Origin of the sequence: Rhodococcus sp. RS1C4 (assembly GCF_002258225.1) — a bacterium.
Classification (GTDB): Bacteria; Actinomycetota; Actinomycetes; order Mycobacteriales; family Mycobacteriaceae; genus Rhodococcoides; species Rhodococcoides fascians_E.
The window spans coordinates 40182-63739 of sequence record NZ_NOXZ01000010.1; the positions used below are offsets into that span (position 1 = coordinate 40182).

Annotated in this window: 24 protein-coding genes and 1 pseudogene; 14 read left to right on the forward strand and 11 right to left on the reverse strand. The window is 63.9% G+C overall.

The window, feature by feature from the left end:
- Nucleotides 1-58: 58 nt before the first annotated feature.
- The 8 genes from CH289_RS03430 to CH289_RS03465 all read left to right on the forward strand — a co-directional run bounded on the left by CH289_RS03430 (nucleotide 59) and on the right by CH289_RS03465 (nucleotide 7027).
- Nucleotides 59-430: an STAS domain-containing protein gene (locus CH289_RS03430; RefSeq protein WP_019663381.1), complete on the forward strand. Its 372-nt coding sequence runs from the start codon at nucleotides 59-61 to the stop codon at nucleotides 428-430.
- Between the two features lie 95 nt (nucleotides 431-525).
- A complete protein-coding gene (locus tag CH289_RS03435) occupies nucleotides 526-891 on the forward strand; it encodes an STAS domain-containing protein (RefSeq protein ID WP_019663382.1) in 366 nt (121 codons plus the stop codon).
- Between the two features lie 313 nt (nucleotides 892-1204).
- Nucleotides 1205-1873: an HAD family hydrolase gene (locus tag CH289_RS03440; protein ID WP_094727261.1), complete on the forward strand. Its 669-nt coding sequence runs from the start codon at nucleotides 1205-1207 to the stop codon at nucleotides 1871-1873.
- A 31-nt stretch (nucleotides 1874-1904) separates the two neighbouring features.
- Nucleotides 1905-3119 carry a sedoheptulose 7-phosphate cyclase gene (locus CH289_RS03445; protein WP_094712698.1) on the forward strand — a complete coding sequence of 405 codons (1215 nt, stop codon included), beginning with the start codon at nucleotides 1905-1907 and terminating at the stop codon, nucleotides 3117-3119.
- Nucleotides 3112-3942 carry an O-methyltransferase gene (locus CH289_RS03450; protein ID WP_026347484.1) on the forward strand — a complete coding sequence of 277 codons (831 nt, stop codon included), beginning with the start codon at nucleotides 3112-3114 and terminating at the stop codon, nucleotides 3940-3942. Before CH289_RS03445 ends, CH289_RS03450 begins: the two co-directional genes overlap by 8 nt.
- A 6-nt stretch (nucleotides 3943-3948) precedes the next feature.
- The gene (locus tag CH289_RS03455; RefSeq protein WP_020111280.1) at nucleotides 3949-5241 is read left to right on the forward strand and encodes an ATP-grasp domain-containing protein; all 1293 of its coding nucleotides are present in this window, start codon (nucleotides 3949-3951) and stop codon (nucleotides 5239-5241) included.
- Nucleotides 5241-6266: a D-alanine--D-alanine ligase family protein gene (locus CH289_RS03460; protein ID WP_094712697.1), complete on the forward strand. Its 1026-nt coding sequence runs from the start codon at nucleotides 5241-5243 to the stop codon at nucleotides 6264-6266. Before CH289_RS03455 ends, CH289_RS03460 begins: the two co-directional genes overlap by 1 nt.
- A complete protein-coding gene (locus CH289_RS03465) occupies nucleotides 6263-7027 on the forward strand; it encodes a TauD/TfdA dioxygenase family protein (RefSeq protein ID WP_094727263.1) in 765 nt (254 codons plus the stop codon). The genes CH289_RS03460 and CH289_RS03465 overlap by 4 nt, the downstream gene beginning before the upstream one ends.
- 18 nt (nucleotides 7028-7045) lie before the next feature.
- Here CH289_RS03465 and CH289_RS03470 read toward each other — a convergent pair whose 3' ends face one another.
- Entirely contained in the window at nucleotides 7046-7432 is a 387-nt protein-coding gene (locus CH289_RS03470; RefSeq protein WP_019663389.1) for a YciI family protein, read from the reverse strand.
- Nucleotides 7433-7611: 179 nt separating this feature from the next.
- Here CH289_RS03470 and CH289_RS03475 point away from each other — a divergent pair, with 179 nt between their 5' ends.
- The 4 genes from CH289_RS03475 to CH289_RS03490 all read left to right on the forward strand — a co-directional run bounded on the left by CH289_RS03475 (nucleotide 7612) and on the right by CH289_RS03490 (nucleotide 12324).
- Nucleotides 7612-9642 (forward strand): histidine kinase, encoded by a 2031-nt coding sequence (locus CH289_RS03475; RefSeq protein WP_256976977.1) that lies wholly within the window; start codon nucleotides 7612-7614, stop codon nucleotides 9640-9642.
- Nucleotides 9639-10244 carry a response regulator transcription factor gene (locus CH289_RS03480; RefSeq protein WP_019663391.1) on the forward strand — a complete coding sequence of 202 codons (606 nt, stop codon included), beginning with the start codon at nucleotides 9639-9641 and terminating at the stop codon, nucleotides 10242-10244. Before CH289_RS03475 ends, CH289_RS03480 begins: the two co-directional genes overlap by 4 nt.
- 111 nt (nucleotides 10245-10355) lie before the next feature.
- Nucleotides 10356-11009 (forward strand): DNA alkylation repair protein, encoded by a 654-nt coding sequence (locus tag CH289_RS03485; RefSeq protein WP_019663392.1) that lies wholly within the window; start codon nucleotides 10356-10358, stop codon nucleotides 11007-11009.
- A gap of 22 nt (nucleotides 11010-11031) precedes the next feature.
- The gene (locus CH289_RS03490) at nucleotides 11032-12324 is read left to right on the forward strand and encodes an NtaA/DmoA family FMN-dependent monooxygenase (RefSeq protein ID WP_019663393.1); all 1293 of its coding nucleotides are present in this window, start codon (nucleotides 11032-11034) and stop codon (nucleotides 12322-12324) included.
- A gap of 41 nt (nucleotides 12325-12365) precedes the next feature.
- Here the strand turns inward: CH289_RS03490 and CH289_RS03495 are convergent, their stop codons facing one another.
- Nucleotides 12366-12764, reverse strand: coding sequence for a hypothetical protein (locus CH289_RS03495; RefSeq protein WP_020111262.1), 399 nt, complete (start codon nucleotides 12762-12764; stop codon nucleotides 12366-12368).
- Complete coding sequence (locus tag CH289_RS03500; RefSeq protein WP_094727265.1) at nucleotides 12765-14015, reverse strand: GGDEF domain-containing protein; 1251 nt, start codon at nucleotides 14013-14015, stop codon at nucleotides 12765-12767. It lies immediately after the preceding gene.
- A gap of 181 nt (nucleotides 14016-14196) precedes the next feature.
- Between CH289_RS03500 and CH289_RS03505 the strand changes: the two genes are divergently transcribed.
- The gene (locus CH289_RS03505; RefSeq protein WP_019663396.1) at nucleotides 14197-14946 is read left to right on the forward strand and encodes a GntR family transcriptional regulator; all 750 of its coding nucleotides are present in this window, start codon (nucleotides 14197-14199) and stop codon (nucleotides 14944-14946) included.
- Between the two features lie 9 nt (nucleotides 14947-14955).
- Here the strand turns inward: CH289_RS03505 and CH289_RS03510 are convergent, their stop codons facing one another.
- From CH289_RS03510 to CH289_RS03545, 8 genes are all read right to left on the reverse strand, one after another.
- On the reverse strand, nucleotides 14956-16269 hold the full coding sequence (locus tag CH289_RS03510; RefSeq protein WP_020111261.1) for an MFS transporter: 1314 nt from the start codon (nucleotides 16267-16269) through the stop codon (nucleotides 14956-14958).
- 256 nt (nucleotides 16270-16525) lie between these two features.
- Nucleotides 16526-17224, reverse strand: a complete 699-nt coding sequence (locus tag CH289_RS03515; protein WP_019663398.1) for a phosphonatase-like hydrolase — start codon at nucleotides 17222-17224, stop codon at nucleotides 16526-16528.
- Nucleotides 17221-18375 carry a TIGR03364 family FAD-dependent oxidoreductase gene (locus CH289_RS03520; RefSeq protein ID WP_094626310.1) on the reverse strand — a complete coding sequence of 385 codons (1155 nt, stop codon included), beginning with the start codon at nucleotides 18373-18375 and terminating at the stop codon, nucleotides 17221-17223. Before CH289_RS03520 ends, CH289_RS03515 begins: the two co-directional genes overlap by 4 nt.
- A gap of 83 nt (nucleotides 18376-18458) precedes the next feature.
- Nucleotides 18459-19103 (reverse strand): SRPBCC family protein, encoded by a 645-nt coding sequence (locus CH289_RS03525; RefSeq protein WP_256976980.1) that lies wholly within the window; start codon nucleotides 19101-19103, stop codon nucleotides 18459-18461.
- A 2-nt stretch (nucleotides 19104-19105) separates the two neighbouring features.
- Nucleotides 19106-19495 carry an ArsR/SmtB family transcription factor gene (locus CH289_RS03530; protein ID WP_037181762.1) on the reverse strand — a complete coding sequence of 130 codons (390 nt, stop codon included), beginning with the start codon at nucleotides 19493-19495 and terminating at the stop codon, nucleotides 19106-19108.
- A 68-nt stretch (nucleotides 19496-19563) separates the two neighbouring features.
- Complete coding sequence (locus CH289_RS03535; protein ID WP_033189835.1) at nucleotides 19564-20850, reverse strand: competence/damage-inducible protein A; 1287 nt, start codon at nucleotides 20848-20850, stop codon at nucleotides 19564-19566.
- A 26-nt stretch (nucleotides 20851-20876) separates the two neighbouring features.
- The gene (locus tag CH289_RS03540; RefSeq protein WP_094727268.1) at nucleotides 20877-22364 is read right to left on the reverse strand and encodes a HAMP domain-containing sensor histidine kinase; all 1488 of its coding nucleotides are present in this window, start codon (nucleotides 22362-22364) and stop codon (nucleotides 20877-20879) included.
- Entirely contained in the window at nucleotides 22361-23044 is a 684-nt protein-coding gene (locus CH289_RS03545) for a response regulator transcription factor (RefSeq protein ID WP_037188172.1), read from the reverse strand. Before CH289_RS03545 ends, CH289_RS03540 begins: the two co-directional genes overlap by 4 nt.
- 142 nt (nucleotides 23045-23186) lie before the next feature.
- Here CH289_RS03545 and CH289_RS28935 point away from each other — a divergent pair.
- Nucleotides 23187-23558: pseudogene (locus tag CH289_RS28935) on the forward strand (hypothetical protein); the annotation flags it as partial.

Sequence of the window (23558 nt, forward strand, 5' to 3'; positions counted from 1 at the left end):
GAGCGTGCGTGCAATCCGAAGAGCGTGTGCAGAAACTCGCTACGCGTAGCGTCGAGTCATGGTGAACGAGCCTGCGGGCGAGGCATTGGCCGTCGAATCGTCCGAGCAGGACGGTGTCACGGTGCTCGCCGTCACGGGCGAGCTGGATCTTGTCGGTGCGCCGATGTTGGCGGACCGCGCCTATTCGGTCGCTGCGCAGGCGGTGCACGGACTCGTGATCGATCTCACCGGCGTGCATTTTCTGTCCTCGAGCGGAGTCAGCGTGCTGGTTCGTACCGTCGATTCGTTACCGTCCGGCGCCATGGGCGTATTGGTAGCCCCACATGCGGTTGTGCAGCGACCCATCCTGCTCAGTGGCCTGGATCGGGTGATCACGACAGTCGCCGACCGCCCCGCAGCGTTCGCGGCGATCGCCGCCACTCGGACGTAGATGTCGGCACCTCCTTGTAGGCTTGTTCGCGCGTGGTCTAGCCCGGTGCCCGCATCCTCAGACCCGACACGCTTCATCGCCACAAGGGAGTACACGTGCCCGCTCGAGACAGCACAGCTCGCTTCGACATCGGACGCGAGGTCGTCGGCAACGCCGTCGTCGTCGCCGTCACCGGCGACATCGACCTGGGTACCGCACCGTCCTTCGCGTCGGAGATCGACTCCGCGCTGACGCCCACACCGGCAGCACTGATCGTCGATCTCACCGGCGTGGGATTTCTCGGATCGAGCGCGATGACCGTCCTGGCGGCAGCGCACGACCGAATGGGCGAGCTCACCACCATTACCGTGGTCGCCGACGGCACCGCCACTCGTCGCCCTCTCGAACTGCTCGGGCTGGGGTCCGTGATGGCCATTCACTCGACGCGCGAGGACGCGCTCGCTGCTGTCGAAGCCGGCTGATATCTCGGCTCGCCACGCCGAAACTCATTCATCCTGAGCCTGGCCGCGTACTGCGCGACCACATCATCGCGGCAACCCGCCGCGGACTTTCGTATGCCCAGCTTCAATGGGCGTTATCGTTCCGTTATTTTTCGTTATACATCTGTTACATACGTAGAGACGAGTCCGACATGCCGCGTCGACACAGTTGGTGGGGAAGAACGAAGTTGGTCGGCGATCGATACAAGTCCGATGCCGGCTTCATCCGAACGCCCCGTGCGAATACGGGAAACGAGACCGACTACGGCACATGACATCTCGCTAGGAGTCCTACATGACTGCAGTTCTTTTCGGGTCCATCAGCACGCTGGCCGACACGTCGGAACTTCAGCGCCGAGCATTCAACGAGGCGTTCGCGTCGCACGACCTGGATTGGAACTGGTCGCGCGAGGACTACTCGGCGATGCTGACGAGTAACGGCGGCGCCGGACGGATCGCCCAGTTCGCCTCGTCTCGTGGGGAGCAAGTCGATTCCGACGCCGTCCACGCAACCAAATCCGATATCTTTCAACGTCTTCTGGCAACCGAAGGTATCGAGCCCCGCCCAGGCGTCCTCGACACCGTAGCCGGCGCGCGAGAGCACGGGTACAAGCTCGGCCTCGTCACGACCACATCCACGGAAAATGTCAGTGCGCTGCTGAATGCATTCGAGAAACTCGGCACCGAGTCCTTCGACATCGTCGTGGACAAAACCTCCGTGTCCGAGGTCAAGCCCGACCCCGAGGTGTACCGGTTCGCCATCGACGGCCTCGGCGAGAAGGCAGACGATTGTATTGCCATAGAGGACAACGTCGGTGGAGTCGAGTCGGCGACGGCGGCGTCCGTCCGATGCGTCGCTTTCCCGAATGCGAACACCGTCGGCGGAGACTTCTCGGCAGCGTTGAAGACTGTCGATCGGCTCGAACCCGACCAGCTCGCTCAGTGGGCCAAGGGCGGCGCGTGAACGTTCGACGCGAGAACGAAAGGACATCCCGATGAGCAACATGCAAGCTAGCGTGACGGCATCCGACCGGGCGTTTCACGTCGAAGGGTACGAGCGGATCGAATACGATCTGGTGTACGTCGACGGCGTCTTCGATGTCGCCAATACCGAACTGGCCGAGAGCTATCAGCCGTACGGTCGGTGCCTGATGGTTATGGACGAGGCTGTTCGTTCGCTGTACGGCGACCGCGCCCAGGCGTATTTCGATCACCACGGCATCGCGCTGACCGTCGTACCGGTCACCATTGCCGAGACCGCCAAGTCGCTCGAGACCTTCGAGCGCATCGTGGGCGAATTCGATGCGTTCGGACTGGTCCGCACCGAACCCGTGCTCGTGGTCGGAGGTGGCCTCACCACCGACGTTGCCGGGTTCGCGTGCGCCAGTTATCGACGCAACACCCCGTACATCCGCATACCCACCACGCTGATCGGCCTGATCGACGCGAGCGTGTCCATCAAGGTCGCCGTCAACTACAACAAGCACAAGAATCGCCTCGGCGCTTACCATGCGTCGCAGAAGGTTTTGCTGGACTTCTCGTTCCTCGCGACCTTGCCCGAGGACCAGATCCGCAACGGCATGGCGGAATTGATCAAGATCTCGGTGGTCGGCAACCAGACCATCTTCGACATGCTCGACGAGCACGGACCCGAATTGTTGGCAACGAAGTTCGGGCACTCGGGCGGTACGCCGGAGATGCGCGACATCGCACATCGCCTGACCTACCAGGCGATCGAGACGATGCTCGAGCTCGAGGCGCCCAACCTGCACGAGATCGAACTGGACCGTGTCATCGCCTTCGGCCACACCTGGAGCCCGACGCTCGAACTGACGCCTCCCCAGCCCTTCTTCCACGGGCACGCGATCAACATCGACATGGCGTTGTCCACCACCGTCGCCGAGCAACGAGGTCTGATCTCGACGGCCGACAGAGATCGCATCCTGGGCGTCATGAACCGGCTTGGTCTGGCGTTGGACAGCGATCATCTGACGCCCGAGCTGCTGACCGCGGCCACCGCGTCGATCCTGAAGACCAGGGACGGCATCCTGCGCGCCGCGGTTCCCGATCCCATCGGTTCGTGTCGATTCCTCAACGACCTGACCACCGACGAGCTGGCGGACGCCTTGGCCTTGCACAAGAAGGTCTGCCTCGATTTCGACCGTGGGGGAGAGGGAATCGCCATGTTCACCGGTGGTTCCGATGACTGATGGGGTTCTGCGTACCTCTCGACCGGTGACACCGACGACGATCCTGGGCAGGGAGCTGCGCGAACTCGTCGAGGCCTACGACAGCGGAGAGACCGGCGAGGACTTCGCACAGCGGTTGCGTCGCGCCCGGGACCTGGCAGACGGTCTCGATCCGTACCTCGACACGCACACCACTCCCGAATCGCCCGCTCTCCAGGACCTTTCCCGGCGTACGCAGGGAATGGACTGGGATTCCCGGACAGTGGTGTCCGGATCCGGTCCGTTGGAGCAGGAGATGCTGTCCGGGCACGTCGAAGGTCAGGTGCTCAAGTTCCTGGTGCACACGACCGGCGCTCGACGGGTCCTGGAGATCGGTATGTTCACCGGATACTCCGCGCTGGCCATGGCGGAGGCGTTGCCCGACGGCGGCACGGTGGTCGCGTGCGAGGTCGACCGGTTCGTTGCGGACTTCGCACGTGAGTGCTTTTCGTCGTCGCCGGTCGGTCACCGGATATCGGTCGAGGTAGGGCCGGCACTGGACACCCTCGGCAGACTTGCAGCAGAGTCGGCTCAGTTCGACCTGGTGTTCATCGACGCGGACAAGACCGGATACCTCGAGTACTACCGTCGTCTTCTGGACACCGATCTACTGGCACCGGGGGCGGTGATCGCAGTCGACAACACGCTGCTTCAGGGCACTCCCTATGCGGACCCGGCGCACCGGACCGTCAACGGCGACGCCGTCGACGCGTTCAACACCTTCGTGACCGAGGATTCGCGCGTCGAGCAGGTTCTCCTTCCGCTACGCGACGGTGTCACGTTGATACGACGAGTGGAGGCTTAGCCCACCATGCAGTTCAGAGCCTTGGCTCGCACGGTCGGTGCACTCGGTGCGCTGACGGTCACCCTCCCCATCGATCTGATCGTCGTGGCGTTCGCGCTGCTCGATCAGCGTCGCGTCGCCGCCCCGACGTCGGGACGCACGGTCATGGTGAGCGGTGGAAAAATGACCAAGGCTCTGAGCTTGGCGCGCGCTTTCCACCGCGCGGGCCATCGTGTGGTCCTCGTCGAGTCGTCGAAGTATCGGTTCACCGGCCACCGGTTCTCGCGCGCGGTGGACGCGTTCCACTGTGTTCCCGAACCGACGGACCCCGGGTATGCGCGCGCCCTGCGAGATGTGGTGCTTCGTGAGCAAGTCGACGTCTTCGTCCCGGTCGCGAGCCCTGCCTCCAGCGTGCCGGACGCCGATGCTGCGGCGCTGCTCGGCGATCTCTGCGAGGTGGTGCACGCCGACCCCGAGACTGTGCGCATGTTGGACGACAAATCCACCTTCTCGGAGGCAGCCGCGTCTATGGGTCTGTCGGTGCCGGATTGGAGGCGCATCACGTCGGTCGACGACATCGCCTCGTTCGACTTTCCTCCCGGGCGCGAATACATCCTGAAACAGATCGCGTACAACCCCGTCGGCAGAATGGATTTGACGCGTCTGTCGAGCGCGACACCGCAGCGAAACATCGAATTCGCACGCACCCTGGACATCTCCGAGAGCAACGCGTGGATCCTGCAGGAATTCATCTCGGGACAGGAGTACTGCACCCACGGCACCGCCCGCGACGGGAATCTCACCGTGTACGCGTGCTGCACATCATCCGCGTTCCAGGTGAATTACGAAATGGTCGACGTGCCCGACATCCGGTCCTGGGTCGAGACTTTCGTCGGCGAACTCGGTGTCACCGGGCAGCTGTCCTTCGATTTCATCCAGGCCGCGGACGGCCGGGTGTACGCGATCGAGTGCAACCCGCGCACGCACTCCGCGATCACGATGTTCTACGACCAGGACTTGCTGGCCCAGGGATATCTGGGACGAGTCGAGTCGGCAGTGCTTCCGACGCGCGAATCCAAGCCGACGTTCTGGACCTACCACGAGGTGTGGCGATTGCTGACCGAGCCGAATCGTCGGCACCGGCTTCGCATCATCGTGGAGGGGACAGACGCCATCTTCGCGCGGTGGGATCCACTCCCGTACTTGCTCGTTCACCACCTACAGATTCCGGTCCTGCTGGTGAAGAATGCAGTGTCCGGGCGCAGTTGGTCTCGAATCGACTTCAACATCGGAAAACTCGTCGAGCAGGGAGGAGACTGATGCCGACGACTGTGCTCGTACTGGCGGGCTCGCCCGTCGACCAGTTCCACGTCGATCTCTCCACGGTCTACGCTAAGGGATTTCTGAACGCGATCGACGGTAATCCCGACTACCGCGTTCACATCGCCGTCGTGACACCGGGCGGTCACTGGCAGATCGTCGATCGTCTCGACGCGCTGAATCAGGCCCAGGTGAGGACCGTCGGGCAAACAATGGAGTGGGTGAACACAGCAGGCATCGACGTCGTCGTTCCACAGATGTTCTGCCGACCCGGAATGACCAGCTACCGAGCGATGTTCGACTTGCTGTCCATCCCGGTTCTCGGCAATCGACCGGAGACAATGGCCATGACCGCGGACAAGGACGTCGCGCGAGCGATCGTGGAGGCGGCAGGCGTTGCGGTACCGCGCGGTGAAGTCCTCCGATCGGCCGGAAGCACCACGGTGCCGTTCCCGGTGGTCGTCAAACCGGTGGACGCCGACAACTCGGTAGGTGTCGAGTTGGTCAGGGATGCCGGAGGTCTCGATGATGCCGTTCGTGCTGCGCTGGGTCACTCGGACGGTGCTCTGGTGGAAACGTACGTTCCGCTCGGCCGGGAGGTCCGCTGTGGAATCCTCTCTCGTGACGGTGAATTGATGTGTCTGGCGCTGGAGGAGTACGCAGTCGGTGAGTCGAACCCGATTCGAAGTTCCGCGGACAAGCTGAACCGCACCGACGAGGGTGACCTGTACCTGGTCGCCAAGGATTCGAGCAAGGCCTGGATCGTCGACGTCGACGACCCGATCACGGAAAAGGTATGGGCGGCTGCCCGTGTCGCCTATCGCGCTCTCGGTTGTCGACACTACGGATTGTTCGATTTCCGCATCGATCCCGACGGCAATCCCTGGTTTCTGGAAGCCGGGCTGTATTGCTCCTACTCGCCGGGCAGCGTCGTTGCGGTCATGGCTCGCGAAGCAGGGATCTCGGTGACCGAACTGTTCGAGCTGTCGCTGCGCGAACTCGACAGAGAAAGGGTCCGATCGTGAACAGTGAAGTTCTGCACCCTCTGGGAGTGCGCGTCACCGACGTTGCGGTCGGCCCACTCGGCCCCTCGGACGTCGATGCTCTACGGCACCTGCTCGCCGAGCACGGCGCCGCCGTACTGCCGGGCCAGCATGTCGGGAACGACGAATTCGCGGCCTTCCTCGAAAGCCTCGGGGACTTGATGTTCACCGAAGGCGAGACGCCCGTCGAGGGATACCCGGACCTCAATGTCATCACCAACGTCGGGCGGACAACCCCGCCGAAATCGACCTTTCACGTCGACACCACCTACATCCCCGTCCCACCGGCGTACACCGCTCTTCGAGCGGTCGAAGTACCGAGGGACGGTGGGCAGACACTGTTCAGCAACCAGTATCGCGCCTACGACACACTCGCCGCCGAGGACAAGAAACTCGTCGAACACGCGACCGTCACCCACACCGTCACCGGACTCGACGGCATCGAAGGATCAGCCGAGCATCCACTGGTTCTGAGGCACCCGGTGACAGGTCGCACAGCGCTGTACCTCACCGCTCCCGCGCGTTGTACTGCCGTGTCCGGGTCGACGGCCGACGAAGCGTCGCACCTCATCAGGCGCCTCGTCGACCACTCGACCCGTGAGGACAACGTCCTGCGCCATTCCTGGTCCCCTGACGACGTCGTCATCTGGGACAACCGATGCGTCATGCACAAAGCCGATCACACCGGCGTCGTCGGGAACCGGGTCATGCACCGCGGCATGGCCGGCGATCGACATATCTGATTACGCCAAGGGTGGCCCTCAGGCCGCGCCGGCCTCCGGTTCGGCCGGTTCTTCCTGCAGCGCCCGCACTTCGACGCGACTGTCGAGCGCGTGGGACGCCTTGCCTGCCCAGTCGACGGCAATGTCCTCGTCTGCAGCCTCGATGACCCAGAACCCGCCCAGATACTCGGGCGCTGTCACGTAGGGGCCCGCTGTGCGATCGCGTCGGTCCCCTCGGTGATCGACGGTTACTGCCGTTGCGGGCGGGTGAAGCCCACCGGCGAAAACGAACGCACCCGTCGTCATCAGCTCTTCGATGAACGACCCGGCGGCCGCCATCGCGGCTTCGGCTTCGGCGGGATCCATCGTCTCGAGGGTAGGAGCATCGGCTGCGTCGTGTGGAAGGGAGAGCAGGTACTGAGGCATCGAATCGTCCTTCGTCGTAGTGGGTGGTTGTACGGGAATCAGCCTGCTCGACGGGCGGAGAGTTCGGCAGACTCCGATGTCACCGCTCGTGCATGACGAATGTCATCGGTCGTGTCGATTTCCGAACCGATGACAACCGTCACTGCCACAATGTGATGCCGATACTCGACAATGGTTCGGTGATCACAACGGAGCAATGGGAGCGGCGTGCACGCGTCGGTGCGCTCGTGGTTGCCACCGCGTTGCCGCTCGCGGAACTCACTCGCGTCGCCGCGCTACTCGGCCCGCGGAGCCTGTGGATCGCGGCAGTAGCGACGGCGATAGTGCTACCGCTGCACCTTCGGCACGTCGTGGCGGCACTGCGGGGTACTTCCGCACCCCATGGGCGGTGGACTCTGGTCGTGATGGCGTCGGTCGCGCTGGCGGCGACTGCAGCACTCGGCACCGTGTATGCCTTCAGCCTCGCGTCGTTGGTCGTGTCCTGCTTTCTGGTGCTTCGCCCGCCGTGGTCGTACATTGCTGCGGGCGCTGCGATTCTCGCGGGGGTCGGTGCAGAGGTCTGGTCACTCGGGCCGGAGTCGGCCCAGGTGGGAAACTGGCTCTACGTCGCAATTGCCCTGATGTTCAGGGCAACGGCGCAGTTGGTGATCATCGCGTTCGCCGCGATGTTGCACGAACTGTCCAGTACACGTGACGTACTGGAGGAAACTGCGGTTCTGGACCAACGGGATCGCGTCGAACATCATCTTCGAGACGTGCTCACCGGACCGATGACGGAACTGGCGACGCAGGCACATCGCGTCGACGCCTCCATGGCGACGCCGTCCGCTGTTCCTGCCGTGGAGATCACCGACATCAGTCGACGGTCCCGCGAGTTGCTCGAGCGTACGCGGGAGGTCGTGGCAGGCTACCGCGGCCGGAACGACCACGAGCAACTCCAGGCAGCCGGGCAGCTTCTGCGCGGGATCTCACCCCACGCCGCGGCGCCGATCCCGGTGTCGCCCCTCGAGGACGTCGCATCCACGCGGCGGCAGGCAATGACGCTTCTCGGTCTCGTCCTGCTACCGGTGAACATTTTCCTTCTGAGCGTGCCTGCCGGCCTCTTTCAGAACGCGCCCGTGTCTCCGACGATTACAGGTCCGTGGCTGGCGACGACGGCGGTGACTGTCGTACTCGGATCGTGGGCGGCGTTCGACGCAGCGGCCGAACGGCACTCCCGTTCGGCTGAAGTGCGATTCGTCGTGCTGGTGGCGGTTCTACTGGTCTCGATCTTCGCGGTCGGCGTCGATCCGGGCGACGCCAGCCTGGGATTGTGGCTCGTCCTGCCGGCTGCGGCGTATTCGCTTCGCGGACACGCTCGAACCGTCGCCGTCGTCGTACTCGGGACATCGATGGTGGTGGGGTGGATCCTCATGGCGACGGTCGTGTACGGACTGCCGGTCATCGAGATGGTCTGGTTCTTTGCGTACTTCCCTCTGGTGACGGCTGTCGGTGCAGGCGGAATCTATGCCGCAGCATCGATGGTGCCCGTCGTCGGCGTGCTCAGCCGAGACCGCGCCACGCTGGCGGCACGTGCGATCGAACAGGAGAATCACCGGGTGTCCCGCGACCTCCACGACTCGCTCGGTCAGACACTGTCGGCCATCTCCCTCAAAGGTGATCTCGCACTGGCCCTCTTGGGCCGAGACCGCGACGCAGCCAGGCGGGAGATCGCGGAGATCGCGATGCTCTCCTCGTCGCTCACCGACGATCTCGCTCGGGTAGCTGCAGGAGACCGCGCTGTGACGCTCAGGGACGAACTCTTCGGTGCCGTCAAGCTCCTCGAAGGCTCCGGCATCGAGACGCGGGTGGACACCGACCTCCCGGTCGAAATCGGATCCGACGCCGACGCCCTGCTGGGATGGGCTGTCCGAGAGGGCGCCACCAACGTCCTGCGGCACTCGTACGCCGGTGTCGTGACGATTCGCCTGGCGACCGAAGGGCATCGCGTCGCGTTGACGATGACGAACGATGGGGCCGCAGGTCTCGGTGGACTGACCGGGAGTCGTGGATCCGGTCTGGCGGGCCTCGCCGAACGGGTCGGCGCACACCACGGTGCCGTCCAGACGTCGTTCGACACAGGGGAGTTCTCGCTGCGGGTCCTCATTCCACCGACCGAGTCGCACCCGGCCGTCGAACTACCCGTCGAGTCCGATTCGAGTGCATCATGATTCGAGTGCTCCTGGCCGAGGATCAGCACATGATTCGCGGTGCTCTCATTGCGTTGCTCGGTCTGGAAGACGACATCGAGATAGTTGCCGAGCTCGACCGTGGTGACGGCATCGTCGAGGCTGCAGGCAGAACGACGCCGGACGTCGCTGTCCTCGACATCGAACTTCCCGGAATCGACGGGTTGACAGCGGCGGGCGAACTTCGTCATGTGGTTCCCGACTGCCGCGTATTGATACTGACCGGCCTGGCCCAACCGAGTCACTTGCTGCGGGCACTCGAACTTCAGGTGCGGGGATTCGTCCCCAAGGATGCGCCCGCACACGAACTTGCGTCAGCCATCCGTCGGGTTCATGCCGGTGAACGCGTACTCGACCCGACCATGGTGTCTGCGGCCCTCGCCACAGGGCAGAGCCCTCTCACCGAGCGCGAGTCCGACGTACTCCGCGCTGCATCGGGTGGCGGCACCACTGCCGACATCGGCGCTCAGCTGCATCTCTCACCCGCAACCGTTCGTAACTACATCTCCAATTCGGTCGCCAAATTGGGCGCTCGCAACCGACTCGACGCCATCCGCATAGCGCAGGACGCCGGCTGGCTGTGAGTCAGAATCCCACGCGACGACGATCCTCCTCGTTCACCGACGAGTTCTGCCGTCGGTGCCGGTCGGTACCAGCACGGAACAAGTGGCTGCACGCTGTAGGGAGTGAATGTAATGGGTGACGTGGAGAGGATCGAACAGGAGCTTCGTGCTCTGTCGAGTCCGGACCAGGTGGATCTGATTGCCCGTCGTGTCGATCGGAACCAGATCATCGGGGTTCGCATGGGATCGGTCTTCGGTCTGGCGAAGGCGAACTGGCGGCTGGACTTGGGCACGGTCCGAGAACTCGTGCAGTCCAACTGGTTCGAGGTTCGCATGGTCGGGGTCAGCATTCTCGACGCACGTGCACGGAAAGGCAGTGCGGCCGATACCGAGCGGACGGACTTGTACGAGCTGTACCTGGACGAGCACGCGCACATCGATACATGGGATCTGGTGGATCGAGCTGCGCCGCGCGTGGTCGGACAGTATCTGCTCGACAGGCCGAAGGCGCCTCTGTACGTCCTCGCCGACTCGGCCAACCTGTGGGAACGGCGGACGTCGATCGTCGCCTGTTACTGGCTGATCCGAAACGGCGAACTCGACGATCCATTGCGCATTCTGGAAACCCTGATCGACGACCCGGAAGTGTTCGTCCACACCGCGCTCGGAACTGCGTTGCGGGAAGTGAAGCGCGCAGACCCGGCAAGGGCGGACGAGTTCCATCGGACGCTCGGCAGCCGGCTGCACCCGGCCGCTCGACGCGCGATGAAGGTCGGCCGCACATGAGCTGTCCGTCGGCGTTAGGCGCATGATGCATCTCGGGTGGTTCTTCACAACCGGATTCGGTGTCTACGGCTGGAATCAGCCATGGTCCGGCAATGTACCTGCCGACGTCGGGCGGCCGGATCTGTTCGTCGACGCGGCGCGCAGTCTCGAACGGGCGGGCTTCGACTACATCATGCTGGAGGACTCCTCCGTTCTGTCGGACGTGTATCGCGGAACGTTCGAAAGTTCGGTGCGTCGCGGCACCACCGTCCGATTCGATCCGATGCCGCTCGTACCTCTGATGGCCCAGGCAACCGAGCGAATCGGAATTATCGCCACCGTCGCAACGACCTTCTATCCGCCTTTTCTCGCTGCTCGCTTGATGGCAACGCTCGATCATGTGACCAAGGGCAGGATCGGCATCAATCTGGTGACGGCAAGTGCTGACGGTGCTGCCCAGAACTACGGCTTGCCGAAGCAGATCGAACACGGCCTGCGGTACGAGATGGCCGACGAATGGATCGACGTCGTGTCTCAGCTGTGGGACTCGTGGGAGGAGGACGCCCTGGTTCTCGATGCCGAATCCGGCGTCTTCGCTGACCACGAGAAGATTCACAAGGTGGGGTTCGAAGGGAAATATTACGCCTCCCGCGGTCCCCTCAACGTCCCACGTGGACCGCAAGGGCGTCCGGTCATCTGTCAGGCGGGCGGCTCGCCTGCAGGTCGCGCGTTCGGAGCCAAGCATGCCGACACGATCATTGCCAACGTGCGCGGACTCGATGCGATGCGCGAGTATCGCGAGGACATCAGCAAGAGGTTGCTCGAGTACGGACGCAAACCGGACGATGTCAAGGTGCTGTTTCTGGTCAGCCCGATCATGGCCGACACCGACCAAGAAGCGGCAGTCAAACGGGACAGAATGCGCGAGGTCCAGAAGAACAACATCGACGGAGTATTGGCTGCGATGTCCTACCTTTCGAGCACCGACTTCTCACAATTCGACATCGACGCGCCTGTACCGGATCTGACGAAGTACAACGGGCACAAGAGCACCCTCGAGGACATGGCAAAGTCAGGCAAGACATTACGCGAGATCATCGCCAACTACCCGACCGTGGAGTCCATCGAACTCGTGGGCACCACCGAATCCGTTGCAGCACAAATGGACGAGGCGATGGACTACGTGGGCGGCGACGGATTCCTCATCGCGTCTCCGGTCACTCGCAAGGTGATCTCCGAGATCAGCGACGGGCTCGCGCCGGCTCTCCGGCGCCGCGGTGCGATCCGAGACGGTTATTCGAAGCCGACCTTTCGCGAGAATCTCGCAGCGTTCTAGCCGGCGCCGAGTGCGCAGAGGGCTCCGCGCTGGCGGAACGGTTACATGTACGAGGCGGCGAACATCAGGAACACCACGAACAACGCCGTTCCGCCGAGTGCGGCGCCGATCATTGCCTCGCGCCCATTGGTGGCCGTTCCGTCGACGGCGCGGCTGAGGCCGACCCATCCGCACACGACGGCTACCAGGCCCGCGGGGATCGCGAGATAGTCGCCGATGAAGGGGACGAACGCGCAGACGACTGCAACGATGCCTGCAATCAGCGCGACGCTCCCGGCGCCATCACGGTACAGGGACCGTGCAGCCGGTTTCTTGCCCACAGCTCCTCCAACGGGTTGCACCGAGTCGTGCGTTGCCGCCGAGCGGGTTCTTTCGGCACCCTCGGCGATCTCGAAGATACGCGCATTCGGGACAGCCGGCCGCTCGATGAGCGCGAGCATTCACTGCCGGTCTATGTGGCGTATTCCGGCTTTGGCTTCGTACAGCGCGATGTCCGCTCGGGTGAGCAGGTCTTCGAGAGTGGAGAGGCCGGTGTTGCGGGCGATGCCGATGCTCAGTTCGATGTTGATGGTGCACTTCATGAGCTGAATCGGTGCCCGCGCTGCGATGCGAAGGCAGTCCGCGATGTCGGCCGGGTCGACGGGGCTGCCGAGTTCCGTGTCCGGGAACAAAGCGGCGACGAATTCGTCGCCGCCTATTCGGCCCAGGACGATGTTGGTGCCACACTGCTCGGAGAGTCGGGCGGCGGTGATCCGTAGCACCTGGTCGCCGATGAGGTGGCCGTGTGTGTCGTTGATCGTCTTGAAGTCGTCGACGTCGATGAACAGGACGGCTGCGGGGGCGCCGATCTCGGTGCTGATGCGATCGATCCGCTCGAACAGTGCGGCCCTGTTGAGGACACCGGTGAGGTCGTCCAGTCGAGACGCGCTCAGCAACTCTCGGTAAGCGCCGAGCAGGTGGTCCATCGTGACGGTCACGGCGGTGATGTCCCGGAAGCTGACGGCGACGACTCCGTCGACGTAATTGGCCGTGACCTCCACGATCGTGCCGGGAATGAAGAGCGAGGGCACTTCGATCCTGATTTCTCCTCGTGTTCGGACTGCGTCACGGTGAAGGTCGTCGAAGTACGAGCCCTTCGTGGTGGGGAGTGCCTCGTGGAGATGTCGGCCGAGCAACTCGGACCGATGGGCACCGAGGTGGTGCTCTGTCTGCGCGTTCACGTACCGGATGATCAGGTCGGTGTCGAAGATGGCGAAACCGAGGGACACACTGTCCAACGCGGCGCTGAGCTGTTGGGTGGGTTCGTGCGGGTGAACTCTCGACACCACGCCGGTCAGGACCTCCGGAGTGCCGTCGGGGGTGTACTCGATGGACACGCTGCGGGTCAGGACGTGCCCGATACTTCCGCCGGGCAGAACGATCCGGTAGATGCACTCGGCACCGATGTTCTCGCTGGCGTCGCCGTACAGATCGACCAGTAATTGGGCATCGTCGGGGTGCACCCGATCGCGCCAGATGTCGATCGGGGGCCGAGGATCGGCTCCCGCAGCGAAGATGTCGGTGGCACGGGCGTCCCATTCGAGGAGCCCGTCCGCGATCCGAAAACGAGTGATCCCGATCGAGGCGGTGTGGGCATCGATGTCGGATACGCGCGGCCCCAGGCCAGTGAATTCTCGACGTGACTCGGCCACGATGCGTACCCTCCTTCACTTCACCGACCCGGTACGAAGTCTGCACCACACCTGCCCTCTCGCACGGCGAAACAAGCGCACGAAGCGCCCGACGTCGACGGCCACGGTGTGGTTACCGGTGCGTGCCTGGGCGCGGATTACGATGAGGATCGGATCAAAGCATGGTGGGAGGTGATCGGACGTGGCCGAGGCAAGGCACGAGTTCGTTGCTCGGCAACTCCGTTCGGCCATCACCAACGGTGAATACGCTGTCGGAGATTCCTTGCCGAGCGAGAGTGCACTGTGCGCCCAGTACGAGGTCTCACGAGGCCCGGTCCGTCAGGCACTGGCGTCGTTGTCGGCCGAAGGCCTCGTGCAACTGTCGCAAGGCCGCCCCGCAGTGGTGCGGAGCAACGATGCGGCGCAGACCCTGGACACCTTCACCCCGTTCTCCCAATGGGCCAGGAGAACGGGGCGCGAGGCGGGAAGCAAAACCCTGGAAGTGTCGCGTCGTCGGGCATCTCCATCGGCCGTCACGGCGCTCGGAATCGAGCCCGACGATTTCGTCGTCGAGGTGGTGCGTGTTCGGTACCTGGACGGCGAACCGACGATGATCGAGAGAAGCGTCTTCGTCGACGCCGTCGGCTCACTGCTGTTCGAATTCGAGACCGACTCGGGCTCGATCACCGATTACCTCACCGGTCGGGGAGTGCGTTTCGAGTCGATGTCACATGTGCTCGACGCTGTCTCGGCCGATTCGGTCGATGCCGACAGCCTCGGGATCGCCGAGGGTAGTCCGTTGCTCCGAGAGCGTCGGACCTCGCGTGACCAGTACGGGATCGCGTTCGAATACGCGGACGATCGCTATCGGTCGGATCAAGTGGTATTCAGCATCGTCAACTCACGGACCGTCGACCCGCGGATGATCGCTCCCGACAACTCCGGTAGCTGACCGAGCCGCTCAGTCGGCGGCAGGCATGCGATTCCAGTGCGGCAGCAGGAGCAGCATCGCCAGGAACGCTGCGCCGGCGAAGCCGTAGAACAGTGTTGTCGTGTCGAGGTAGCCGGGCAGGAGCCCACCGAAGATCGCACCGATGGATCCACAACCGTTGACGATGCCTGCGGCTGCTCCAGCATGTTTCGAAGTTCCGAAATCCACCGCGGACACACACGAGATCATGGCGTCGGCACCGTAGATGGTCAATCCGATGACTGCGAGAACGGCCACCATGATCCAGACGTTCCCCGCTGCGGTCAGTGGTGTGAACAGTGCCAGGACCATTGTCAGGGCAACGAGACTCAGTACGCACGCAGGTATACGTCGTGCTTTGAACACCTTGTCGGAGATCCTGCCGATCAGGATGGGCGCGAGCACGCCTGCGATGCCGAATGCGATGGGTACGGTGATGGCGACGAAGTTGTCCGCACCCTGCAGCCGTTCGGCGACGATGACCGGACCCCACAACAGGATTGCGTAGCGAGCGGGTTTGAGCAGGAAGTAGGCCGCGCCGAGCGTCATCACCATACGGTCCTTGATCACCACGGCGAAGGTTTCACGAACGGACCGGGTCGGTTCGGCAACAGCGGATTCGGCCTCGAGTGGGGCAATGTCCGCACTGGGGTGATAGTCCTCGATCGGTGGCAGCCCCACATCTGTCGGACTGTTTCGTTGGAACACCAACACGAGAACGAAGACCGCGGCCACGATAAGCGCACCTGTCGTGAACGCCGCCCGCCAGCTGTCGAAGAGACTGTATGCGAACCACCCCAGCACGGGCGCGGCGACGAGGCCACCGAATGCGTAGTTGGTACTCCACAAGCCCAGGACGCGGCCGCGTTCGGAGATGGAGAAGAACTGCGACATGTTCTTCAAGGTTCCTGACCATCCCGTGGATTGCGACAGGCCTTGAACGATCATGAGCGGCAGCAGAAACACAAGCGCGGGAAGCAGTCCCATGAACAAAGTCGCGACAGCGGAGATGGCCAGACCTCCGAGGACGACAATCCTCGGCCCGTACCGGTCGGAGACCGATCCCCACAAGAATTGGCCGGCCGCGTACGCAGCCAGGTAGACAGCGTCGAGATTGGCCAGGGTGGACTTGGTGAGAGTCACGGACAGCACGGGGTCTTCGAGAATCCCCAGTTTGGCAACGGAGAACGCCTGTCTGGTGAAGTAGAAACCGGCGTAGGCAATCCAGGTGATCGCAAAGATCTGGAACCGCCAACGTTCGTAACGGGCGATCTTCTCGTGGGTCGAGCTCAGGGCTTTCGTCATCGTGTGCACCTTGGTTCGGACGTGCGAGAGCTCTCGCAGCGTCGTGCGAAATGAGCGTAGAAGAAAGTTGCGCCCTGGTCGCGAGAAGCGACGAACGGGCGAGAATCGTGAGAGACCTTCACGACACAGACGGAGTGGCCCTGGGTTCGTCCTACCGGAGCCCGGCCGATGGATTCGGCGGACAGGGCCGGTCGGGCCCTGCTCCGCGGAAACCTGAGAAAAGTCGTACCTGAGAGAGAATGTCGAATGGAGCCGATCAGCGCAGCGTGTCGAGTACAGACGGGAGGTCGGCGACGCTGTCGACGACGTGGCTTGCTCCCGCTGCACGGAGCTGGTCTGCGTTGTGCGCACCAGTCAGAACTCCGACGACAGCCCGAGCGCCCGATCGAATTCCGCTGGTGATGTCGGACGTGGTGTCACCGACCACGAGCATCGACTGAACCGATGACGCGCCCGAACGGAGGAGCGCAGTCAGCGGCATGTCGGGGAACGGCCGTCCGCGTACACCGTCACCTGGGCACAGCACGATGTCCGCGACGTCCTGCCAGCCGAGAGCGGCCAGGATGGCCTGCTGAGTCTCGTGGGCGAATCCTGTTGTCAGAGCGGTGGCGACCCCGGTCGACCGCAACTCCGCCAAGAGATGCTCGGCCCCTGGAACAGCACTGCAGGCGCCGTCGGCGACCAGTTGGCCGTAGCACCGTTCGAAAGCCTTGTTGGCGGACTGCGCTTGTTCTTCGTTGCCCCCACTCAGGTGTCTGAACACCTCGATCTTGGATTGGCCCATGGTGTCGGTGACGTACTGCAGCATGCGTGCCTTCTCATCCGAATCGTGGGAGAGGCCCGCATGCTCGTCGGCAGCAGCGAACGATCGTTGGACCAGACCACTGTCTTCGACGGTGGTTCCTGCCATGTCGAACACGACAAGATCGATCGGGTGGGTGTGCGAGGTGTTCATGCGTCTACTCCTATCGAGGTAACGATGGGTTGTGCGAGTGCGTGATCGAGGCTGGACTGGGCCAGCCCCATGCTCGTGGTCATGCCTATACCGGTGGTGACGGTGACGACGTGCACGCCCGGGATCGGTTCGACGCGTAGGAACTCCGAGTCGGGCGCAGAACTGTAGACGCCTTGCCAACGCTCGGAGACATCGATCGCGGCGACGCCGAACATGGCTTTCGCCTCGGTGATCAGGGCGTCGAACCCGGCTTCACTCTGGAACGGTGAGGTGGAGATGTCTCGAACGTGGGTGTCTCCGAGGAGGATCGATCCATCGGGTTGCGGTGTGTACATCTGATGTAGATCGAGGGCCGAGTAGTCGGGGTACTGCTCTGCGAGCCGGGTTGCGACGTCGGTGGTCGCGGGCAAGCCGTCGAAACCCGAGTAGCGAAGCAACGACCAACCGGTGAACAGGGGAGTGGGCAGTGGCGTCGGTAATTCGATCCGCGCCCGCATCATGTGCAGGCGGCACCTCAGAAGGCCGCCGCGCTCTGCGTACTCGGGGAACAGTCGATCGATGTCGTAGTTCACCGTAACGAAGATGGTGTCGGCACGAAGATCTCCCCGCGACGTGTGGACGGTGCCGGTATCGAACGACGTTGCAGCCGTTCGCCAGTGGAAGTCCACGCCGGAAGACTCGAGCCAGGCGGCGATCGCCGGTGCTGCCTGACGGGGATCCACCTGGAGGTCGAGAGGCATGTACAGGCCGCCGGTCACGCCGTCGGCGGCAATGGGCAGTCGCTCCAGGATCTGGCCTCGATCGAGAAGTCGAGCCTCTTCGGGGCCGCGAACGGCAGCGAACTGTCGAAGAACCTCGAGCTCGTCGTCGTGCTTGGCGACGCAGTGTGTTCCCGATTCGCGAGCCCAGAAGCCGGCGGATGCGGCCAGATCCAGCCAATGCCTGCGTCCGGCTCGGGCGTAGTCCGATGCCTCGCCCGATTGCGCCGTGATGCAGGCATGTCCGAAGTTCTGGACCGACGCGCCGGCAATGGTGTCCGCGTGATCGACGACGGCGACCGTCAATCCCCGCCGATGGGCGTGATAGGCGTGAGCGAGCCCGACGATGCCCGAGCCGACGATCACGACGTCGTAGTTTCGTTGTGAGTGCATGCATCGACTGTCGACCTTCACAGGTGACTTGTCAATACAGGTTACGGAAATTTACTTCTTGTATATATAACGGTTGTTCGGGATCAGTTCGGATCGGGCGCATAGAACTTGGTAGTGGCCTCGACCGCGGATGCGACGTGATCGGCGTCGCCGCCCGAAGCCAGATGCGCTTCACCCCATCCCGCGGCGCTCCGACGAACGAACTCGCGGCCTTCCGGGGAAGCCTGCAGCGCATCGTGATCGACGGTGTCGCCGCCGTCGAGGAAGGCGGACAGGGCGAGAACATGCAGGTCCCAGCCGACGCCGCCTGCGCCGGGACCGTAGGTCGGAAAAAGAGGCTCTGCCAGTACCGCTGCGTGGACCAGTTCGAATTCGGTACCGCCGTTCTGCCCCGGGGACAGGCGGACCTGCACCTCGCTGGTGCCTGGCCACGCATCGGCTTCCGGCCCGAACATCCAGGTGACCTTCAACAGATCCGGTGCATCGCATGCCAGGATCTCGCCGTGCTCGCCACTGTCCAGGGTGAACTTCCCTCCGAGGCGCAGGTCGCCCGACACTGATGCGAGCCAACGAGCGACGCGGTCGGGGTCGGTGAGGGCACTCCACACGTCGTCGATCCCCGCGTCGTACCGACGGCGGATCTCGATGGTGTACGCATCGCCTGCGGGGAGGCTGCCCGCTCCCACTGTCCTGCGCGCGGCGGCCAATTCGTTCAGTACATCCCTCACGTTCAAGTCTCCTTCGTTGTTCGATCGGCGTGATCGTCGTCGGTGTCGAGCTTCGGTCGACCTGCCGAGTCGGCTGCTCGTCTGCCTCGTGCCAACTCGGTCTCCAATGCGTCGAGGCGTTGATCCCAGAATCGGCGAAAACGGTTCAGCCACAGGTCGACCTCGCTCAGCGGACCTGGTTCCACCGCGTAGTACCGACGCACGCCCTCGGCCCGCACGGAGGTGAATCCGCTCTCGCGCAACACGCGTAGGTGTTGCGAGACAGCAGGCTGGGAGATCGCGAATTCGGCGCGAATCACCTCCGCTAGCGCGCCGGAAGTCTGCTCGCCGTCCGCGAGCAACTCCAGAACCCGTCGGCGCACCGGGTCGCCGAGAATGTCGAAAGCGTGCACCGGTGCAGAGTATCAACTAATACTTATATAAGTAAAGGGTTAAATTTAGACGTGCTCTCGCGCTACTTTCACCGGGCGGGTGCCAGGGCGTCGGCGATCATGTGCATGGCTGCGGTCGTGGACAATGCTCGTACGCTCGCCCGGTCGCCGGGGAGCCGAAGGGTGCGGGTGCGGGTCGGTCGACCGGTTTCGGCGATGGCGAAGCAGACGGTGCCGACCGGCTTGAGGTCGGTGCCACCCCCGGGACCCGCGATCCCGCTGGTGGAGACCGCGATATCGACGCCGACTCGCCTCAACGCCCCCTCCGCCATCGCGGCCGCCACCGGTTCGCTGACGGCGCCGTGCTCGTCGATCATGTCGGCGGGGACGTCGAGAAGACCGATCTTGGTCTCGTTCGCGTAAGACACGACGGCGCCGACGACATAGGCCGACGAGCCCGCTCGATCGGTGAGGCGGGCGGCGATCATTCCACCTGTGCACGATTCTGCGGTGCCGATTCGGCGGCCGGCCAGCCGGTCGGCCACGATGTCGTCGATCGTGGACCCGTCGTCGGAAAAGACTCGAGCACCATGATGTTCGTCGATCAGCGCCACGAGCTCCGCGTACGACGACACTGCACTCTCCGCGTAGCGGGTCACGATTTCGAGTTCTCCGAGTCGTAAGCAGGTGGTGATCTCGAGATCGTCGAATCCCGCGATCCGACGTTCAGCGGTCCGCAGAGTGGCGGCGAGGTCGGCCTCGGACAAGGTGTACGCACGGATGGTGCTCTGACGGATCTGCGTGCGTCGGGCCAGAACCTCGGCGACCGGCTCGGTCTCGAGCGCAGCGGGCCACATCGCCTGGAGCTCACGAGGAGGCCCGGGCAGGATCAGCACAGCAGGCAAGCCCCCGGCTCGGTCGGCCGGCACGACGACACCCGGTGCGGTTCCGGTCGGCGGAATGGACAGTGCGCCAACCGGAACCAACGCTTGCTTTCGGATACCTGCCTGCAACGGCTCGGAGTCGATCGCGGAACTCATCCGGCTTCGCCATCTCTCGATGATCGCGTCGATGTGCCGTTCGAGTTCCGGATCGAGATGCAATTCGCGGCCGTACAGTGCGGCGACCGTCGCTACGGTCAGATCGTCGGCTGTCGGACCCAGGCCGCCGGTCGTGATGATCAGATCGACATGTTGGTCGGCAAGAAATTGCACCTGCGCTGTCAGGTCGGCGGGTCGGTCACCGCAGACCGTGATGTGCGCGACGTCCACGCCCATCTCCAGCAGCTGTTGCGCTACCCATGGCCCGTTCCTGTCGGTCACCCGACCGGACAGAACTTCGGTTCCGGTGACCACCACACCCGCTCGCACAGTCATTCGTCGACCATACTGCCCAGGTGGCATCAGCCGAGGGCGCGCCTTCCTGCCTGCTGCGGGGACGCCACGCGGTGCTGGGACGCCCTCGACGGTGCAGACGTCGTCACGAGCCCTCGGGGCAACAGGAGTACGAACGTCGATCCGTTCTCCGGTCCGTTTCCGTGGCATTCGAGCTCTCCTCCGTGGGCGCGGGCGAGATCACGTGCGATGGACAGCCCAAGTCCTGATCCGGACCCGATCGTTCGGGCCCGATCCAGCCTGACGAGGCGCTCGAAGACGCGTTCTCGTTCTCCGGCTGGTATGCCGATACCGTTGTCACGTACTGCAAGTCGGATGTCGTGGACGGTGTGCGAGATCGTGATGGACACGGGTTCGTCGTGCGGAGAATAGGCGACTGCATTGTTGGTCAGATTGGCGAGAATCTGTGCAAGTCTGAGCGGATCGCCCTCCGCAACGACGCCCTTCCTGCCGTGCGCCTCGATGGTCCTGCCCGGGGCTGCGACGGAAAGTCGTTCGATGTCCGCCGCGACGAGTGCGTCGAGATCCACCGGCCGACGGTCGACTACGACGCCCTCGTCGATTCGTGCCAGCGACAGCAGGTCGTCGACGAGGCGCGCGGCTCGACCCGACTCACGAACCAGCAGCACTTCCAATTCTTCTCTCACGTTCGCGTCGGCGTCGGCGCCGGCGCGGATCAAGGTCTCCGCAGCGGCGCGAATGCCGGCAATCGGTGTTCTCAGTTCATGGGCTGCATCGTCGAAGAACTGTCGTGTTCTCGCCGAGGTGGTCCGTTCTCTCTGTTCCGCGGCCTCGACCGAATCGAGCATCTCGTCGAAAGCTGCGGCAGCGCTCCCGATTTCGGTGTTCGTCCGGTCCGGGTCGAGCCGGTCGCCTCGAGCGCCGCTCGCGATGCGTCGGGCAAGTACGGTCATGTGATGCAGCGGTCTCAGTGACGTTCGAACGATGACCACGACGGCGAGGCCGACGAGAACGAGCGCAACCAAGAACACGGCGACGAGTACGGATCGGAGTTGGTCTCGAACATCGGAGATGGCTGCGGTGTCCACCGCGACCGTGAGCAGGGAACCGTCGGACAGCTGGGTCGTCACGGACTCCGAGTCGGTACCCGACGGCGGGGGGCCGGGAGGCTGAAGCGGAGCGGCCGGGGGAGCCGCGGGGTCTCCCGGCTGCGGGGGATCAGGAGTGGGCGCCTCCGCATCGAGATCGGGGTTTCCGTACGTTCGTCCGTCGGTGGTGACCAATCGAGCGGTGGTTCCCCCGCCTTGGGCCGCTGTGACGACGGCGGCCGGGTCGGCACCCGTGTCGTGGATCGACCGGGCTCGCTGCACGAGGTCGTCCAGCTGCGCGGTGGCCGTTGCCTTCAACTGTGCACCGACGAGTATCTCCGTCGCTGCTACCGCTGCCCCCAGCACGAGAATCACCGCGACGATCGTCGAGATGACGAGACGGCGTCGCAGCGACGCGGTCCGCAACCCCGTTCCGGTTCTCGTCATGAGAGCAGCACGTACCCGATGCCTCGGACGGTGTCGATCACGCGGGGTCCGTGCAGCTCGAGCTTCTTGCGCAGCGAACTGATGTGGACCTCGACCAGGTTGGGATCGTAGTTCTCGTATCCCCACACCTGCGTCAGGATCTGGACTTTGCTCACGGTGCGCCCCCGTTGGCGGGCCAGGTAGGTGAGTAGTCGCCATTCGGTGGAAGTGAGTTGAAGATCGACTCCTGCCCGCGACGCCGATCCAGCCTCGGAGTCGATCAACACGTCGCCGCTCCGGATGGTGCTCGGAGTTCGTCCGAGCCTGCGCAGCAGCGCGACGGCGCGAGCAAGCAGTTCCGCCATGTCGAAAGGTTTGACGAGGTAGTCGTCGGCCCCGCCGCGAAGCCCGTCGACTCGGTCGGCCACCGCGTCCCTGGCGGTCAACAGCAGCACTGCCGCATCACATTTCGACTTTATGGTCGGCAGTAGCTCGATGCCGCTGCGTCCAGGCAACATGATGTCCAGAATGACCAGGTCCGGAGCGAACTGGGTCAGCGTCGATTCCAGGTCGCTACCGTCCGGGCGACGCAGCGCGATGTGTCCGTCGTGCTCCAGCGCAGCAACGACCGACATGCCGATGGTGTCGCTGTCCTCGACGACCAGCACCCGGGCAGCACCGGCGTTTCGACTTTCGTTCACCCTCCCATCATGCGGCAGCGTCGGATGTCGCTCCTGAAGACTGGCTGAAGGAACAGTGTCGTCCGGCCACTCTTCAGCCGTACTTCAGTTTCGCCGACGAGGTTGTCTCTTGGACCGAATCACGGACCGAGAGAGGACAACGATGAAGATCAAGCACTTCGACGCTCGGCGAGTCACCCTGGGTGCGGGAATTCTGGCGCTGGCAACGATCTCCGGGGCGGGTATCGCCGCCGCCGACGGGCCGCCTTCCGCCCCGCCGCCGGTGACGACCGACAAGTCGCACGCCGACGACTCGTCACGGCCGGTGCCGCCGCAACCACCGCTGTCGCCACCTGACGACTGCGCGACGCCACCAACGCCTCCCGCAGTCCCTGCGGACGGCGTGCCTCCGGTGCCTCCGGTGTCGCCGACGCCACCGGACGGCGGGGAACTTCCGCCTCCGCCCGCGCCGCCGGCAGCGCCGTCCGGCGAGTGTGCGCCGACACCTCCTGCTGGACCACCCGCACCCCCACTC